Raw genomic sequence first — 14,849 nt, forward strand, 5'->3', positions numbered from 1 at the left:
CCTACTCCACTCCGATTTCCGTTTCGATCCCCGGGGCCGTGAGCGCCATGACTTCCACCCCGAGCTTCGATGTTAGCGCCGTCGCGTCCACGGCGCGCGCGGAGAGGATCGTCACCTGTTCCCCGCCCTCGGCGAGCAGACGGCGCGTCGCCACGACGAGCGCATCAAAGGTCACCGCCGCCGGGCGCACGACCCGCATGGACCGCGCCGCATCGCGCATGGTCGACACCACGGCATCGGTGTCCGCGTTCGTGGGATCGTAGACCGACAGCGCCGCGATGCCCGCGACGTAGGAATCTGTGGGCACGACGCGCGCTTCCCCGGCGTCGCCCTTCGAGCCGTTGACCAGGAAGATATCGCCGGGGTTCGCCTCGACGGCGCGGCCGGGTTCAACGACCTCTGCGCCCGCGCCCGCGAAGAGCTCGGCCAAGGGACCGGCCGGAGCCGCAGCCCACACCGTGCGCCCCACGCTTTCCGATGCCCCCTCCGGCACGCCCGGCAGCGCCTCCAGGCGCAGGTTCGACACGGCGCCGCGCGCAAACGCGAGTTCGACGAGCGGTCCGGCCTCGGTCGTATGAATGTGCACGCGGGCGGCGCGCTCGCCATCGCGGGCGACGACGAGCGAATTGCCCCGCGGCGCGATGTCGGCCGTGAGCGCGTCGACGTCGCCTTCGAAGTAGAAGATGACTTCGAGCTCGCCGGTGGACTCGGCGGGTACGGCGGCCTCGGTGAGCTGCGCGCCGTCGAGCTCCGCGCGCAGCGCATCGAGCAGCACGAGCAGGCCCGCGCCGCCGGCATCGACGACGCCCGCCTCGCGCAGGGCAGGCAGCTGGGACGGCGTCGCATCGAGGGCTTCCTGTGCCGCGGCGAGCACGCGCTGGAGCAGCGGGTAGAGAGCTATGCCCTCGGCGAGGGCGGCATCGGCAGCAGCGGCGGCCGCGCGCAAGACGGTGACGATGGTGCCTTCGACAGGGTCGGCGATGGCGCGGTCGACGAGCTCGACGGCGAGCGAGAGGGCATCGGCAAGCGCGGCGGCGTCCACGCGGGAGTCCGTGGTGGAGTCTGCGAGCGCGCGCAGGACCTGGGACAAGACCATGCCGGAGTTGCCGCGGGCGCCACGCACGGAGCCGACGGCGAGGGCCTCGGCGACGTCACCGCCACGGTCGGCCTGCGCGAGCGCAGCCTCCATGGTGTGCGCCATATTGGAGCCGGTGTCAGCGTCCGGGACCGGAAACACGTTGAGTGCGTTGATATCGGCGCGGTGCCGGGCGAGCTCCGCCACGGCGCGCTGCGCCCAGTGGTAGAGGCCGTCCGCGTCTAAGGATTCCGGTTGAGACATAGTCACGTATCTTACAAGCGCCAGTCCACGGGGGCGGCACCTTGGTCCGCCAGAAGTTGATTCGCACGGGAGAACGGCCGTGAGCCGAAAAAGCCCCGGCGCGCGGACAGCGGCGACGGGTGCGGCGACTCGATGCGCGGGACATCCGGGATAAACCGCGCGCAGGCTTGGGCGTCTTTGCCCCAGAGGATGGCGACCATGGGCTTCCGGTTGAGCGAGCGGATGGCGGCCTCGGTCACGGCCTCCCAGCCCTGGCGACGGTGCGCGCCCGCCTGACCCGGCGCGGTGGTGAGCACGCGGTTGAGCAGCAGGACGCCTTGCTCGGTCCACTTCGTCAGATCCCCGTCGTGCGGCGCGTCGATGCCGAGGTCGTCGTAGAGTTCCTTATAGATGTTGACGAGCGAGCGCGGGGGTTTCACGCCTGCTGCGGTGGAGAATGCCAGACCCATGGCGTGGCCGGGCGTGGGATACGGGTCCTGGCCGACGATGAGCACCTTGACGTCGGGCTGCGGCATGTCGAAGGCGCGGTAGACGTCAGCTGCGGGCGGCAGGAACTCGCCGTCGATGTGGGGGCGCGGGACGTCGTGAAGGATATTTTCCCAGGTGGGGTGCATTAGAAGGAGGCCCAGCCTTTCGTATAGGGGGACGGTCGGCCGTCGACGGTCACACTCTCGCCGCGCACGACCTCGCCGATGACGCGAAAGCCGCTGGGGGCCGGCTTGGCCGTCGTGGCGAGCAGCGTGTGATCCTCGCCGCCGGCGTGGACCCACTCGAGCGGGTCGCGGCCCAGCAGCGCGCCGGCCTGAACGAGCAGAGGATCCGGCTTGATGGCGTCGGCGAAGAGGTCGATGCTTACCCCGGAGCGCGCGGCGATGGTGCTGAGGTCCGGGATGAGGCCATCCGAGTTATCGGTCATCGCCGTCACCCCGGTGGCGCGGGCGACTTGGCCGCGGCCGGGGGTAATCCACGGCGCGCAGTGGGCGTCGATGAGCGGCCAGAGCTCGGAATGCTCTTCGGACAGCGCACGGCCGAAGCGCTCGAGCAGCGCGAGGCCGGCAGCGGACCAACCAATCTTGCCGTGCGCGACGACCTGTTGGCCGGGGCGCGCGCGGTCGAGCGTGAGCGCCTGGCGGTCGCCGCCCAGCGCGCCGATGGCGGTAATGGACACGACGAGCTCGCCGGCCTGGGTGACGTCGCCACCCACGAGCTCCGTGTTGTAGTGCGAGGACGCCTCCGCGATGCCGCGCGCGATGCCTTGGACGATGGAAATGGGCGTGTCGGCAGGCGCGGCAAGGCCGAGGAGGGCTGCGGCCGGACGCGCGCCCATGGCCTCGATGTCTGCGAAGTTCTGGACAATGGCCTTGTGGCCCACTTCTTCCGGCGTGGACCAGTCGAGCCGGAAGTGGCGTCCCTCGACGAGGAGGTCCGTGGTCGCCACCGTGCGACGGTTGGGAACGGGCGTGTGGAGGACTGCCGCGTCATCGCCATTGATGGAGCTTGGTGCTACCGAGGTGATCGCCTCGATGACCCGCTTTTCACCAATTTCCGCCAGCGTCGGGGTGAGTTTCACGCGTTCTTCTTTCGTCTCTAGACTCATGGGGTATGACCCCACTATTTAACCGCACCGCCATCTACGTTTCTCTTGCACTCGCGCTGGCGCTGATCTTTGGAGTCATCTTTGGCTCGAAGTATGTCTTCGAGAATATCGAACGCGCCCCCGTCGCCATGTCGCCAGTCGACTCGCCCGAGTCTGGCTCCGCGGAGTGCGCCGCCCTTATCGACGCGCTGCCCGAGAAGTTCATGGGGCACCCGCGCGCGAGCGTCGCCGACCCCGTGCCCGAGGGCGTGGCTGCATGGTCCACGAACTCCGGCGAGGCGGTGACGCTGCGCTGCGGCGTGCCCATGCCTTATCAGTACACCCCGTACGCGCACACCACTGACGTGGATGGCACGACGTGGCTCAAGGTCCGCGACATGACGCCGGGCTCGAACCTCACCTCGTGGTACACGGCGGACCGCTCCCCCGTCGTCGCTGTGACGACCTTCGACGACCAGGAGCCCACGGGGCTTGACCTCGGCGCGCTCACCGGTGATGCCCCGGAACGCTTCCCCGCGGCCCTCGCCTCGCTGAAGACTGGCCCCGGCGAATGCGCCGCCTTCCTCAAGGCCGCCCCGCGCGAGCTCGGCGACTACACGCGCCTCGACCAGCTGCCCGAGGGCACCGCGAAGAACACGCTTGTCTGGACCGCGGACGGCCGCGAGCCCATCGAGCTACGCTGCGGCGTCGAGGACGCCCCCGGCTACCAGGCTGGCGCGCAGCTCCAGCAGGTCAACGACGTGCCGTGGTTCGAGGACACGACGCTGGCCGGCGGCACGACCGCCTCAACGTGGTTCGCGTTGGGCCGCGACGTCAACGTGGCGTTGTCCGTGCCGCAGGACGTCGCCGCAGATGCCTTGGTGGACATCAGCGACGCGTTGACAAAGTCCACGAAGCAGGTCGCGAACTAAATCCAGCCGCGCTCGCGGGCGACGGTATAAGCCTCGAAGCGGTTCTGCGCGCCCGTCTTTGCCATCGCCGAGGAAAGGTAGTTGCGCGTCGTGCCCGCCGCCAAACAAACCTGCGCGGCGATGTCTGCGACCGAGGCACCCGTACCCGCGGCGTCGAGGACACGCGCCTCACTGTCGGTGAGCGGTGACTCGCCTGCCGAGATTGCCAGCGCCGCGACTTCCGGGTCGAGGAATCGCTTTCCCTGCGCGACCGTCCGGATCGCTAGAGCGAACTGTTCGGCCGAGGATGTCTTGGGCACGAATCCCAGTACGTTTGCGGCTAGGGCCCTCTTAAGCGCCTGCGGGCGCGGATGGGAGGTAACGATGAGGACGGCGGCATCGGACAGCTGGGCGGCCGTATCAATTCCGTCGAGACCGGGCATCTGCAAGTCGAGGACCGCCACATCGATGGGGTGCACCGCGCACCAATCGATGAGCTCGCGACCCGAGCAGGCGGTGCGAACGACCTCGATGTCGTCTTCGAGCCCGAGCAGCGTGGCCAGGGATTGCGCGACGAGCGCTTCGTCGTCCGCAATGGCGACCTTAATCATGGAACCTCATTTCGACCGTGAAGGTCTCGTTAGCGTGATGGGTGTGGATATCCGTGCCGCGGCGGCGCAGGGCGGCCAGCCCGGCTTCTTCGCCAGCCTCCCCGTGGGCACCATCGTTGCGCAGGCTGATGGCGTTGGGCTGTACTTCGATGTCAACGTACGTGGCTCGGGCGTGCTTGAGCACGTTTGTCGCGGCCTCGCGCACGAACCATCCGGCGCGCTCGCGGTGCTGCGGCGGGACGTCTGCGATCTCGCCAGTAACCGCGACGCGAATGTCAGCGGCCTCGAGCAGTTGGCGGGCACCTGCTAGCTCCGTGTCGAGCGAGGCACGGCGGTAGCCATCGACGACGGCGCGCATATCCGTCATGGAGACTTTGGTGAGGCGCTGGATTTCTTCCAGCTCCTCGTCGAGACGTGGGTCGCCGCGGCGGACGAGTGCACGGGCCAGCTCCGCTTTGATAGACAGCGCGGCGAGGTTCTGCCCCAGCGTGTCATGCAGCTCCTGGGCAAACCGCAAGCGCTCGTCGCTGACCTTGAGCGCGGCTTCGAGGTGCCGGGCGCGCTCCGAGGTCTTGAGGCTGCCCACGTACCACAGGGTAAGCACGGCGGAGGCGTAGCACAGCGCGGGCAGAATCAACAGAGGCGCCGCGAGGGCAGAGCCCAGGAACAGCCACATAATGACGGTGAGCACCACGGCGTGGAGCCACGCCGCCGGAAAGCGCGGCAGCGAAGAACCGGCAATAATCGAGGCAACAATCACGGCCGTGCCCGCGGCGGCCTGCGCCCACTCCGCTGGGCCGACCGTGACCACGGCAAGGCAACCTGCGACGATCCCTAGGCCGCCGTAGTAATTAAGATGCAGCCACGCGTCGACCGGGCGGCGTGGAGCAAGGTTGTATTCGGGCAGGCGCTCAATGACGACGGTGGCGGTGGCCGCGGTGCAGACCAACGCGGCGACTGCTCCCGCACCGGGGAGCGTGGTGAGGCTTCCCCAGTTCCTGGCACCGACTACCACGAGCACAGCATTGATCATGTGCAGCCCCAAACGGGACCACCACACAAAGCGCGGCGCTCCCGGGGCCGGTAAGAAGTTCACGTCTGGATACTTTAGCGGTGGGAGTCCCAGCGCATGCAGGAATAGGCCCAGTACCCCAGGGCGAGGGTCCACACCAGCAGAATGAGCACGCCCTGGATTACCCCCATGCCGACCGGCTCCGTAGTCCAGGAGGACAGCGAGAAGTCAGAAATCACGGCGAACGGCGTGTAGTCAACAAGTTCACGGAGGCGCTCGGGCATCATCTCGCGAATGCCGGACTGGGAGAGCATCGCCATGGCCATAACCGGCAGTGAGGTCACCTGTGCGGACTCAACGCTGCGGGTGTAGATGGAGGTGACGAAAGCGAATGCGGTCGAGAGCGCAAGTCCAAAGCCAACGGCAAGCACCAGCCGCAAGACATCGGTAGGCGTGCCACCAGCGAGTCCGCTGAGCACTACTGATACGACCAGGGTGCTCACGATGGTAATCAGCGCGCCGGGCACGGCGACGGCGGAGAGAATCTCGGCATCGGTGGCCTCGCCGGTGCGCAGGCGCTTGAGCACGCCCTCATCGCGCCGGGCCGTGATGGCGGAGAGCACCGAGTAGAACTGCACGAACATGAGCGCGGCCAGGACAAAAATCTCGGAGGCGAACCCGGCCGCCAACCGCGGCTCAATTCCGGTTTGGCTGTCATAAATGCCGTACATGATAAGCGCCATGGATGGGGGCATGAACAGGGCCATGACCATGAGCGTGGGATTGCGAAGGAACAGCGTGGATTCTGCGCGGGACAAGGCGACGGCACGGCGGGGCGAGATGAGGGTGGTCATCTACTTCACTCCTTCGGCGATAGAGAGGAAGACGTCTTCCAAGGTGGCGGGGCGGGCAGCAAAATGCGTGTAGGTCACGCCATTGTCCTGTGCCCAGGCAAGGATCCCGTGGGTATCGGTCACCAGGTTGTTCGTGTGGACGATGACGCGGTCCCCTTCGTAGATCGCTTGGCTGGCGTGGGTCTCCGGCACGAGGGCCGGCTCGAGGACGATTTCAGACGCGCGCGTCTCGACGAGCTCCGCGAGCGTGCCCTCGAGCTCGATGCGGCCCCGGTGCAAGATGCACAGGCGGTCGCAGAGGTACTCGGCCTCCTCGAGGTAGTGCGTGGTGAGAACCATCGTCACGCCGGATTCCTTGAGCTCACGCAGCAGGCGCCAGACGTTGCGGCGCGACTCTGGGTCAAGACCTGTGGTCGGCTCGTCGAGGAAGATAAGCTCAGACCCGCCGAGCAGGGCGCACGCGAGATCCAGGCGGCGCTGCTCGCCGCCGGAGAGCGCCCCGACCTTCGTGTCGGCCTTATGGAGGAGGTCAACCTGGTCCAAGACGGCATCGGCAGGCTGGGGGTTGGAGCAGGTGCCCGCCCATAGCTTCATGGTCTCGCGGACCGTGAGCCCGCTGGGCAGGCCGCCACGCTGAAGCATGATGCCCATGCGCGGGCGTAGTGTGACGCGGTCGCGACGCGGGTCGCCGCCGAGGACCTCGACGGTGCCAGCAGAAGGGGCAGCTAGCCCTTCGAGAACCTCGAGCGTCGAGGTCTTGCCCGCGCCGTTGGTGCCAAGCAGTCCGTAGCACTCACCCGGTGCGACGGAAAAGTTTATGCTGTCTACTGCCGTGAATTTCTTATAAGTACGCGAAAGCCCGCGGACGTCGATGATGTTCATGCTGACTATCATCGCCGCGCGCGGGCAAGCTCAACAGAGCGTTACGTCATCACTTCGAGATGACAAATGTCATCACGCGTGCGCAAGCGCCGTTTGCACGAGGGTGTGCAGCAGCGTCGGGTAATCCACGTCCACCGCGGCGAAGACCTGCGGGTACATGGAAATCGGGGTAAAGCCCGGCATGGTGTTGATCTCGTTGAGCACCGGACCGTCCTCCGTAACGAAGAAGTCGACGCGGGACAGGCCCTTGCAGTCGCAGGCGCGGAAGGTCGCGACGGCGAGCTCCTGGAGCTGCTGGATGATCGCAGGCTCAAAGTCAGCGGGAATCTGCGCGGAGACCACATCGTCGAGGTACTTTGTCTCAAAACCGTAGAAGCCCTCGTCCGAGTCCTCGATGCCGTTGAGCTTCGCCGGCACGGACGCGCGCAGGGAGCCGTCCGGGTATTCGAGAACACCCACCTCGACCTCGGAGCCGACGATTTCGGCCTCGACGATGACCTTGGGGTCGCCCTGCGTGTCGTTGTCGTAGGCGAGTTGCACGGCGGCGGGCAGCTCGGACCAGTCCGAGACCTTGGAGATGCCGATGGACGAGCCGCCGCGCGCGGGCTTGACGAAGACCGGCAGGCCGAGGGTGGCTTTCTCGGCCTCGGTAAGCTCGGAGCGGCCGCGACGCAGGATGACCTCGGGGGTGGCGGGCAGGCCCTCGGCGACGGCGAGCTTCTTCGTGAACTCCTTGTCCATGCCGGCCGCGGAGGCGAGCACGCCCGGGCCGACATAGGGCAGGCCGGTGAGCTCAAGCAGGCCCTGGACGGTGCCGTCCTCGCCGTAGGGGCCGTGGAGAACCGGGAAGACGACGTCGACGGTGGCATAGAGCTCGCCGGTCGTCACGTTGTGGATCTGGCCGCGCGTCGCCGGGTTGAGCGAGAGCGTAAGCTCATCGCCCATGACGACCTCGGGCAGCGTCTCGCCCTCAATCTTCAGGCCCTCGCGCGAACCCGGGGTCCACGCGCCGGAACGGGTGATGCCCACCGGCACGACGTCGTAGAGCTCCGGATCCAGGTTCGCCATGATGGCGCCGGCAGAGACGCAGGAGATGGAGTGTTCGGTGCTGCGGCCGCCATAGACAACGGCGACGCGGGTCTTATTCGTCATGGGGTGGAATCTTACTCCGGCTTCGTGGTGCGACCCATGAGGGCCACGACCATGTCGGATACGGGCACGCCGCGGTGGCACACGCCATAGACCGCCTGCGTGATGGGCATCTCCACGCCGACGGCCTGCGCCAGCCGGAAAATGGACTCGGACGAGGTCACGCCTTCCGCGACCTGGCCGTTGGTCGCGGCCTTGGCTTCCTCCAGCGTGCCGCCCTGGCCCAGGCGGAAGCCGAAGGTGCGGTTACGCGACAGCTCCGAGGAGCACGTCGCGACCAGGTCGCCCAGGCCCGCGAGTCCCGCGAAGGTGCGCGGGTCCGCGCCGAGTTGGACGCCCAGGCGCGTGATTTCCGCCAGGCCTCGCGTAATAAGCGTCGCCAGCGTATTGGTGCCTAGCCCCCGGCCGGTGGCCATACCGCACGCCAGCGCGATAACGTTCTTACACGCGCCGCCCACCTCCGCGCCCACGACGTCCGTATTCGTATACGGGCGCAGGTACCACGTCGCGATGGCCTCCTGCACGGCTTTCGCGCGCTCCTCGTCCGTGCACGCGATGACGGTCGCGGCGGGTTGCTCCTGCGCGATTTCCTTCGCCAGGTTCGGCCCGGACAAGACGGCCACCCGGCTTGTCCGTGCACCCGTCGCGTCCACGATGACTTCGCTCATCCTTTTCAGGGTCGCGGTTTCCACGCCCTTGGAGATGGACACGAGTGTCGCATCCTCCGGCAGGAGCGGGGCCCACGCCTCAAGGTTGGGACGCAGGGACTGAGAGGGAATGCCAAAGACTACGACGTCGGCGGCGCTGAGCGCCGCGGCGGCATCGGTAAGCGGGGTCACGCCGGCCGGAAGCTCTACGTCCGGCAGGTAGTCCGCGTTGCGGCGGGTGGTCGCGATGGTCTCCGCGAGCTCGGGGCGGCGAACCCACAGGCGCACCTCATTGCCGGCGTCAGCGAAGACCTTCGCCAGCGTGGTGCCCCAGGAACCGGCGCCCATGACCGCGACGTTGACCATTGTTTCCCCTCTCATTGTACGTACGTTGCCCTCATATCCTAGGACACGTGGGCGGGGCAGTTCTGCGTGCGCGCCGGGCGTGAGTAAAAATAGAAGGCGTTAGACGCTAAAAGATTTACCCAACCCTAGTGGAGGAGCAACGGGCATGGTCTCTGAAAAGAAGATGCACGAAGACGACAAGGACCTGGCCTCGGAGATGCTCATCACTGGCCGCTACCAGGCCGTTCCCCGCGACCCCGCCGCCGAGTTCAAGCGCACGACACTCGCCGCCGGCGCGGTGCTCTGGCGCGGCGAGCGCGACAACGCGGAAGTCGCCGTCATTCACCGCCCGCACTACGACGACTGGTCCCTGGCCAAGGGCAAGGTCGACCCGGGCGAGTCCCTCACCGCCACCGCCGCGCGCGAAATCTGGGAAGAAACCGGCTATGAAGTCAAGCTGGGCAAGCTCATCGGCAAGGTGACCTACCCGGTGCAGGGCCGTACGAAGGTCGTCTACTACTGGATGGGCCAAGTAATCGGCGGCGAGTTCGAAAAGAACGACGAGGTCGACGAGATCCGCTGGCTCTCCTTCAAGGAAGCCCGCGAGCTGCTCACCTACGAGGTGGACACGCAGGTGCTCGACAAGGCGGAGAAGCGTTTGAAGCACGCGCCGACCACGCGCATCCTCTACGTGCGCCACGCTCGCGCCCACGAGCGCAGCAAGTGGCACGGCGACGATAACTTGCGCCCGTTGGATAAGAAAGGCCGCCGCCAGGCCGAGATGCTCGTGCCCATGCTGCTGCCCTACCACCCCACCGCCATCTACTCCGCGAAGCCCGACCGTTGCGAGCAGACCGCCGCACCACTCGCGGCCGAGCTTAACCTGCCTATCCACCGCGACGTGCTCCTCGGCGACGAGGCCTGGCTCGACGATAAGAAGGCCGCGTTCAAGGCCTTCGAGAAGATCATCGACCGCGGCGGTGTCTCCGTGGTCGTAAGCCAGGGCGAGACCATCCCCGCGGTCATCCGCAAGCTCAACCCTAAGTTCATGCAGGACGCCCTCGACGACCTCAAGGCGAAGAAGGCCTCCGTGTGGGTGCTCTCCGTCAACGAGGGCGAGCTCACGGGCGCTGACTACCTGCCGAGTCCGCTGCCGGTGCGTTAACGAGTCTCGCTGCGCGCCACCGCCGAGTTGAACAAGAAGGTGGTGGCAAAGCCCAGCACCGCGAGCCCCGCGCAGGCCCAGAAGCCGGCAAGGAAGGACCACGCGCTCGTGATGTACCCGAGCGGGGTGTTCCACACACCGCTGAGCGTGGTCACCGTCGTCGACTGGATGGTGGTCACGCGGCCGAAGGCGTGTTCGTCGATAAGCTCGACGAGCTTGGCGTAGATGACTGCGCCCGCCGCCGGCGCGAAGAGCACCGCGATGCCCAGCGGGACGACGACGGCGAGCGAATCATGCACGAGCGCCGCACACGCCAACGCCGCGGCGAGGAAGCCCGTGTTGACGAGCATGAGGGTGCGGAAAGCTAAGGTCCGCTGAATAAAGCGCGTGGCCAGCGCGCCGAGGATGCCGATGACACCGATGGCCGAGCGCGCGATGCCGATGACCACGCCGGTGAATCCGGCATTTTCAAGCGACACGACGGCTAAGAAGAGTGCGCCGCTGAGCGCCGCGTTGGCGAAGACCTGCATGGTAATGAGCGATCGCAGCACGGGGCTTGCGCCCACGATGGCAAAACCTTTCGCGGTCGCGGCAAAGAAATTCTCCGTGGCGCGCGACTCGGGGTTAAGGTCGGCGCGGATGAAGAGGAAGCACGCTCCCGCGACGAGGCAGCCCGTGCCCGCCGCCGCGAATGGCACCCACTCCCCAACGTCGATGAGCACGCCGCCGAGGAGAGGGCCAATGAGCCCAGCGAATTGCATACGAGCTTGGATGAAGCCCTGCGCCGCAGCAATATCCTCCTCGGCGACAAGCTGTGGCAGAGACGGATCCGCGCAGGCCTGGCCGATGGAATAGCAGAACATGAAGGCGCACAGCAGCGTGCCAAAAAGCCCGACGCTAAAATTCCCCGGCAGCGCCGTCCACGCGAGTCCGAATGCGAGAAAGCCGGCGAGGAGATTCGAGCCAATGATGACCGGCTTGCGCGCGTACTTATCGGCGATCGTCCCGCCCACGATGGCGCCCGCCATCGACGCGATGCCGGAGGCCGTGCTCACGATGCCCGTGGCCACCATGTCCTGCGTGTGCCGAAACACGACAAGCGGGACCGCGAGTCCGGCCGCAACGCCGGTGATTTGGGCGAGGACATCGGAAAGCCAGTAGAGGCGGAAATCGAGAGTTTTCAAAAATAATTCCTTTCCTAAGAAAGCGGAATTCACAGACCCAAATTTGGGCCAATCAGAAGCCGTCACTGCTCTAATTAATCAAACTTTGGAATGAGGTTTTCCCAAGGCAATTATCACACCAAAAACAAACCTCGATGGCTCAATAGAAAGAATCTTCTCTAACCGATCTTCAAGGAATAAGCCAACAGGACGAGTTCTGACTCCGAGGCATTCAGCCATTAGTAGAACCAACTGACTAACATGACCGATGTCTAGCAGAAGCCCCTTCAACGCATTTAGAGACTTATACTTCCATGAAATTAGTTGTGGATCACCAGCTAATATGAGATGCACTGGCGCATCCGTCACCCAATTCTGTCCCGACAATGCCACTTCCCATTCTTCCGGGGTGTCAATTTCGGCTTGAAAAATAAGTTGATCACGTCTTGGATTGTAAAGATAATAGCCGGGTTCAATGTCGATGCCTGGGCCAATCCTCACAAAAACCTCGGTGGAACCTCGACCACCGGCAGATGGAGCGTTCCGAAAAACCGTGCCAAAATGAACATGTTCCCCACCAATCCCGGGAATGTCATGATAGCCCGCGGCGAACCGAAGAATCGTGGACAACTGGCCCCAGCTAAGAACATAAGGGCCGTTGAAAAAACGTTCCGAACGTCGCCGTCTAGAAATTTGAGAAAGAATCTCTTGCTCCCTATTCCCGAAGGGTTCACTCAACGAAACAGCGGGGCCAGTCTCCAAGCTCCACTCGTCTGAAAGTTCCCAACAATGTTTAGGAATGCCAAAATACTCAGCATCTTCGTACAAAGCTGAGTCATGGGCTTGCTTTGAAATCCGCGCCGACCCTGAAGTAACCCTGCTCGCAGCGACGTAGTTCCTCAACAGGTTAGGCAACTGGCCCCAAGAATCCATGACTTTACTCTCGTCAGCAAAACGCTCCGAATTCACTAACACAAGTACATTAAGATTCACCAATTTCTCGTATTTTCTGTACCCAAGCGCTGAATCATCAGGCAGCTTCCCGAGTAAGCGATCCTCTTGATAAGACCGCAGCAAGTCTAAATCCTCAACCGAAATTGGAGTTTGAACTTTATATAATGGGTCATCCCAGATAAAGCCGTCCGAGCGAAGCACCAAAAAACCAAAGTTGCTAGGAATTAACAAGGGCAAACTCCTTTGCTATCCAATGCAAAAACAGCTCCGAGATCACGTTCGCCTCAATCAAACGCTCATAAAAAACCCAATCAAAAAGCACATTGGCTTCTAAAAAATAATAGTATCCATCACTAACAACGAAATCGATAGCACAAAGTTCCGTTTTGGTTCGTTCGCAATAGTTTCGTATAAGCGATTCCAATTTTGGATCTAACTCTTCCTCCCGCATCTCGAGGCCCGAATTATCCAACCAAAGGGATCTAGCATCAGCACAGTTCCAAATTGAAATTGCGACCATTTTTTCACCCGCAACAAAGACTCGTAATTCAAACTCGATCTCAAGGTATTCTTGGAGCAGAACTGGTACTTTCTCCAGATTGGCACAGAAACCGTCACCAACAACCTTGGGCATTACTCCCGTCAATTCATGTGAAGGATATTCGACCCAATGCGTTCCGATTGGCTTTGCAATAGCTGCTCCAAGTGGAGTCGAAGGTTGCAACCCAATCCAACTGGATAAGACTTCAAATCCGCATTCCCGTGCTACCCTTAGCTGATTCAGCCGCGTTCGAGCAGTAGTATCACCGTTTATCGAGCGTTCGATCACTTCAGTCAAAGTATCGCCTAGCGCTTCCACCTGATTCTGAACATAAATTCGTTCTAGTTGATCAACCCCCTGCGACACTGGTATCCCCTCTGGTGCAAAGTGCCTACGCCACACCAACCGTGGACGTCCATGGTAACCATTCAATTACATGGTTCCATCCATAAACACCTCCGTTGTAGTAACAGCCTTGACATCATCAGAATCTAACCGCACCATCGGGATTCCCAGTGCGGCCAGAGACAAGGACAGCTGATCGACTTCAGAATCGTCGTGGCGCGTCAAAATAAGAATGTAATCGCCCAATCCCTCTTCACGACAGTCGAACGTATTGCGATACGCCGTTTGAAAGTCGCGAGATTTTCCTGTCAAATTAAGTTTCAAGCCATGGTCAATCAGGTACTGCATACAAACTCCATCCAAAGGGCTGGGCGGGCCCTGAGGGCCCGCCCAGCGTCAGGAAACAAACAAGTAAAAGATTAAAAATCCTTCTTGTGCTCCCACGCGGCATTCTGGATACGGTATTCGTCGACAAAATCCCCCAGCTGAGATTCGGTAGCTGGCTCAACATTTTCCTCAAGAATTTGTTGCGCAATATCAGACATCTGCGGAATCATATTCGTTCCCTCCTTCAATTGACCTTGGCCACTTTTGTGACCCAAGCAACATACTACAGTGAACTGAATCACTTTGGAAGGCTTTTATGATTTATAATCAACAATGAAGTGGCCGCCAACCAGGTCAACCTCAATCTGCACTACTAACCTACCTCCAAAACGGCATAGCTGATAGCCCGGGTTTCGCATAATTGGCTGTGTCCCACCTTTACATTTGAGCTGGTTGTTGCGAGTGTTTAGCGCTTGGTTCCAGTTGCCCGTCGGACAAGCCGGCAACGTCATCAACACTGAAGCCGTGGACATCCAAGACCGAGCGGACTTGGCGAATTGTCTTCGATGAGCATCTCAGTCGCGCAGAGATTGCGGCGTAAGTTTACTCGTGTAAAAGCGCGAGCATGATCGCGCGGTAATCCGTTGACATCAACGGACCCCTTTCGTGGTCGATGCGGACGCCCCGTACTCACTGGGACGCCCGTCGACTACAAGAAAATCACCCCCGCTGCAGTCCCCGCAGCGCATGCTTTCCGATCACCGGAATCATACTTTCCATCTAAGCCGCCAGACACTACATAGACGCAGTTCAGCTCGTTTGGGCTGTGTCAAGTTTTGTGGACGGGAAACTCGTTAATTTCGTGTTTATGCCACTTGGGCGACTGGTGTTTCGGTGTTGAGGCCGGACAGCGCACCGAACTCGGCGACTACGACATGTGCCAACACCTGGCAAGCGCCACACATGGCGCCAACGAGTAGTCGACCGGATTAGAGGCCCGGCAGCTGGCCCCGACGAGGCCAGCTGCC

At 62.9% G+C, this 14,849-nt stretch carries 16 protein-coding genes; 2 read left to right on the plus strand and 14 right to left on the minus strand.

Going from position 1 to position 14,849, the window contains the following annotated elements; all coding sequences use genetic code 11:
• Position 1: 1 nt before the first annotated feature.
• The 3 genes from HMPREF2559_RS03550 to HMPREF2559_RS03560 are packed head-to-tail and all read right to left on the minus strand — an operon-like array spanning position 2 to position 2,936.
• The gene (locus HMPREF2559_RS03550; protein ID WP_066484578.1) at positions 2–1,339 is read right to left on the minus strand and encodes a DAK2 domain-containing protein; all 1,338 of its coding nucleotides are present in this window, start codon (positions 1,337–1,339) and stop codon (positions 2–4) included.
• An 11-nt stretch (positions 1,340–1,350) separates the two neighbouring features.
• The gene (locus HMPREF2559_RS03555; RefSeq protein ID WP_066484584.1) at positions 1,351–1,953 is read right to left on the minus strand and encodes a uracil-DNA glycosylase; all 603 of its coding nucleotides are present in this window, start codon (positions 1,951–1,953) and stop codon (positions 1,351–1,353) included.
• Positions 1,953–2,936: a thiamine-phosphate kinase gene (locus tag HMPREF2559_RS03560; protein ID WP_083297762.1), complete on the minus strand. Its 984-nt coding sequence runs from the start codon at positions 2,934–2,936 to the stop codon at positions 1,953–1,955. Before HMPREF2559_RS03560 ends, HMPREF2559_RS03555 begins: the two co-directional genes overlap by 1 nt.
• Before the next feature lie 5 nt (positions 2,937–2,941).
• Here HMPREF2559_RS03560 and HMPREF2559_RS03565 point away from each other — a divergent pair, with 5 nt between their 5' ends.
• On the plus strand, positions 2,942–3,847 hold the full coding sequence (locus HMPREF2559_RS03565; RefSeq protein ID WP_066484587.1) for a DUF3515 domain-containing protein: 906 nt from the start codon (positions 2,942–2,944) through the stop codon (positions 3,845–3,847).
• On the opposite strand, the gene HMPREF2559_RS03570 is transcribed toward HMPREF2559_RS03565, so the two are convergent.
• The 6 genes from HMPREF2559_RS03570 to HMPREF2559_RS03595 form a co-directional block, all read right to left on the minus strand.
• Positions 3,844–4,437, minus strand: coding sequence for a response regulator transcription factor (locus tag HMPREF2559_RS03570; RefSeq protein ID WP_066484590.1), 594 nt, complete (start codon positions 4,435–4,437; stop codon positions 3,844–3,846). The two genes, HMPREF2559_RS03565 and HMPREF2559_RS03570, sit on opposite strands and share 4 nt — an antisense overlap.
• On the minus strand, positions 4,430–5,470 hold the full coding sequence (locus HMPREF2559_RS03575) for a sensor histidine kinase (RefSeq protein ID WP_066484592.1): 1,041 nt from the start codon (positions 5,468–5,470) through the stop codon (positions 4,430–4,432). Before HMPREF2559_RS03575 ends, HMPREF2559_RS03570 begins: the two co-directional genes overlap by 8 nt.
• Positions 5,471–5,544: 74 nt before the next feature.
• Positions 5,545–6,303 (minus strand): ABC transporter permease, encoded by a 759-nt coding sequence (locus tag HMPREF2559_RS03580; protein WP_066484599.1) that lies wholly within the window; start codon positions 6,301–6,303, stop codon positions 5,545–5,547.
• Positions 6,304–7,194, minus strand: a complete 891-nt coding sequence (locus HMPREF2559_RS03585) for an ABC transporter ATP-binding protein (protein ID WP_369799401.1) — start codon at positions 7,192–7,194, stop codon at positions 6,304–6,306.
• A 63-nt stretch (positions 7,195–7,257) separates the two neighbouring features.
• Positions 7,258–8,337: a D-alanine--D-alanine ligase family protein gene (locus HMPREF2559_RS03590; protein ID WP_066484610.1), complete on the minus strand. Its 1,080-nt coding sequence runs from the start codon at positions 8,335–8,337 to the stop codon at positions 7,258–7,260.
• A gap of 11 nt (positions 8,338–8,348) precedes the next feature.
• Positions 8,349–9,347, minus strand: a complete 999-nt coding sequence (locus tag HMPREF2559_RS03595; RefSeq protein WP_066484614.1) for an NAD(P)H-dependent glycerol-3-phosphate dehydrogenase — start codon at positions 9,345–9,347, stop codon at positions 8,349–8,351.
• 145 nt (positions 9,348–9,492) lie between these two features.
• On the opposite strand from HMPREF2559_RS03595, the gene HMPREF2559_RS03600 reads away from it, so the two are divergent.
• Complete coding sequence (locus tag HMPREF2559_RS03600) at positions 9,493–10,491, plus strand: NUDIX hydrolase (protein ID WP_070539550.1); 999 nt, start codon at positions 9,493–9,495, stop codon at positions 10,489–10,491.
• Here the strand turns inward: HMPREF2559_RS03600 and HMPREF2559_RS03605 are convergent.
• The 5 genes from HMPREF2559_RS03605 to HMPREF2559_RS12950 all read right to left on the minus strand — a co-directional run bounded on the left by HMPREF2559_RS03605 (position 10,488) and on the right by HMPREF2559_RS12950 (position 14,051).
• The gene (locus HMPREF2559_RS03605; protein WP_066484621.1) at positions 10,488–11,675 is read right to left on the minus strand and encodes an MFS transporter; all 1,188 of its coding nucleotides are present in this window, start codon (positions 11,673–11,675) and stop codon (positions 10,488–10,490) included. The genes HMPREF2559_RS03600 and HMPREF2559_RS03605 overlap by 4 nt on opposite strands.
• 78 nt (positions 11,676–11,753) lie before the next feature.
• Positions 11,754–12,839, minus strand: coding sequence for a SagB/ThcOx family dehydrogenase (locus tag HMPREF2559_RS12310; protein WP_082750238.1), 1,086 nt, complete (start codon positions 12,837–12,839; stop codon positions 11,754–11,756).
• Positions 12,826–13,515, minus strand: coding sequence for an ATP-grasp domain-containing protein (locus tag HMPREF2559_RS12690; protein ID WP_148138771.1), 690 nt, complete (start codon positions 13,513–13,515; stop codon positions 12,826–12,828). Before HMPREF2559_RS12690 ends, HMPREF2559_RS12310 begins: the two co-directional genes overlap by 14 nt.
• 66 nt (positions 13,516–13,581) lie before the next feature.
• Positions 13,582–13,842, minus strand: a complete 261-nt coding sequence (locus HMPREF2559_RS03615; protein ID WP_070539552.1) for a hypothetical protein — start codon at positions 13,840–13,842, stop codon at positions 13,582–13,584.
• A gap of 71 nt (positions 13,843–13,913) precedes the next feature.
• Entirely contained in the window at positions 13,914–14,051 is a 138-nt protein-coding gene (locus tag HMPREF2559_RS12950) for a hypothetical protein (RefSeq protein WP_154666909.1), read from the minus strand.
• Between the last annotated feature and the right edge of the window lie 798 nt (positions 14,052–14,849).

The sequence above is a fragment of the Corynebacterium sp. HMSC072G08 genome (assembly GCF_001809185.1).
Lineage (GTDB): Bacteria > Actinomycetota > Actinomycetes > Mycobacteriales > Mycobacteriaceae > Corynebacterium > Corynebacterium phoceense.

Bases quoted from the DNA above. Each gene is read 5' to 3' on its own strand.
- HMPREF2559_RS03595 (WP_066484614.1), bottom strand. From the start codon at position 9,347: ATGGTCAACGTCGCGGTCATGGGCGCCGGTTCCTGGGGCACCACGCTG.
- HMPREF2559_RS03570 (WP_066484590.1), bottom strand. From the start codon at position 4,437: ATGATTAAGGTCGCCATTGCGGACGACGAAGCGCTCGTCGCGCAATCC.
- HMPREF2559_RS03560 (WP_083297762.1), bottom strand. From the start codon at position 2,936: ATGAGTCTAGAGACGAAAGAAGAACGCGTGAAACTCACCCCGACGCTG.
- HMPREF2559_RS03555 (WP_066484584.1), bottom strand. From the start codon at position 1,953: ATGCACCCCACCTGGGAAAATATCCTTCACGACGTCCCGCGCCCCCAC.
- HMPREF2559_RS12950 (WP_154666909.1), bottom strand. From the start codon at position 14,051: ATGATTCCGCAGATGTCTGATATTGCGCAACAAATTCTTGAGGAAAAT.
- HMPREF2559_RS03565 (WP_066484587.1), top strand. From the start codon at position 2,942: ATGACCCCACTATTTAACCGCACCGCCATCTACGTTTCTCTTGCACTC.
- HMPREF2559_RS03580 (WP_066484599.1), bottom strand. From the start codon at position 6,303: ATGACCACCCTCATCTCGCCCCGCCGTGCCGTCGCCTTGTCCCGCGCA.
- HMPREF2559_RS03615 (WP_070539552.1), bottom strand. From the start codon at position 13,842: ATGCAGTACCTGATTGACCATGGCTTGAAACTTAATTTGACAGGAAAA.
- HMPREF2559_RS03550 (WP_066484578.1), bottom strand. From the start codon at position 1,339: ATGTCTCAACCGGAATCCTTAGACGCGGACGGCCTCTACCACTGGGCG.
- HMPREF2559_RS03575 (WP_066484592.1), bottom strand. From the start codon at position 5,470: ATGATCAATGCTGTGCTCGTGGTAGTCGGTGCCAGGAACTGGGGAAGC.
- HMPREF2559_RS03590 (WP_066484610.1), bottom strand. From the start codon at position 8,337: ATGACGAATAAGACCCGCGTCGCCGTTGTCTATGGCGGCCGCAGCACC.
- HMPREF2559_RS03600 (WP_070539550.1), top strand. From the start codon at position 9,493: ATGGTCTCTGAAAAGAAGATGCACGAAGACGACAAGGACCTGGCCTCG.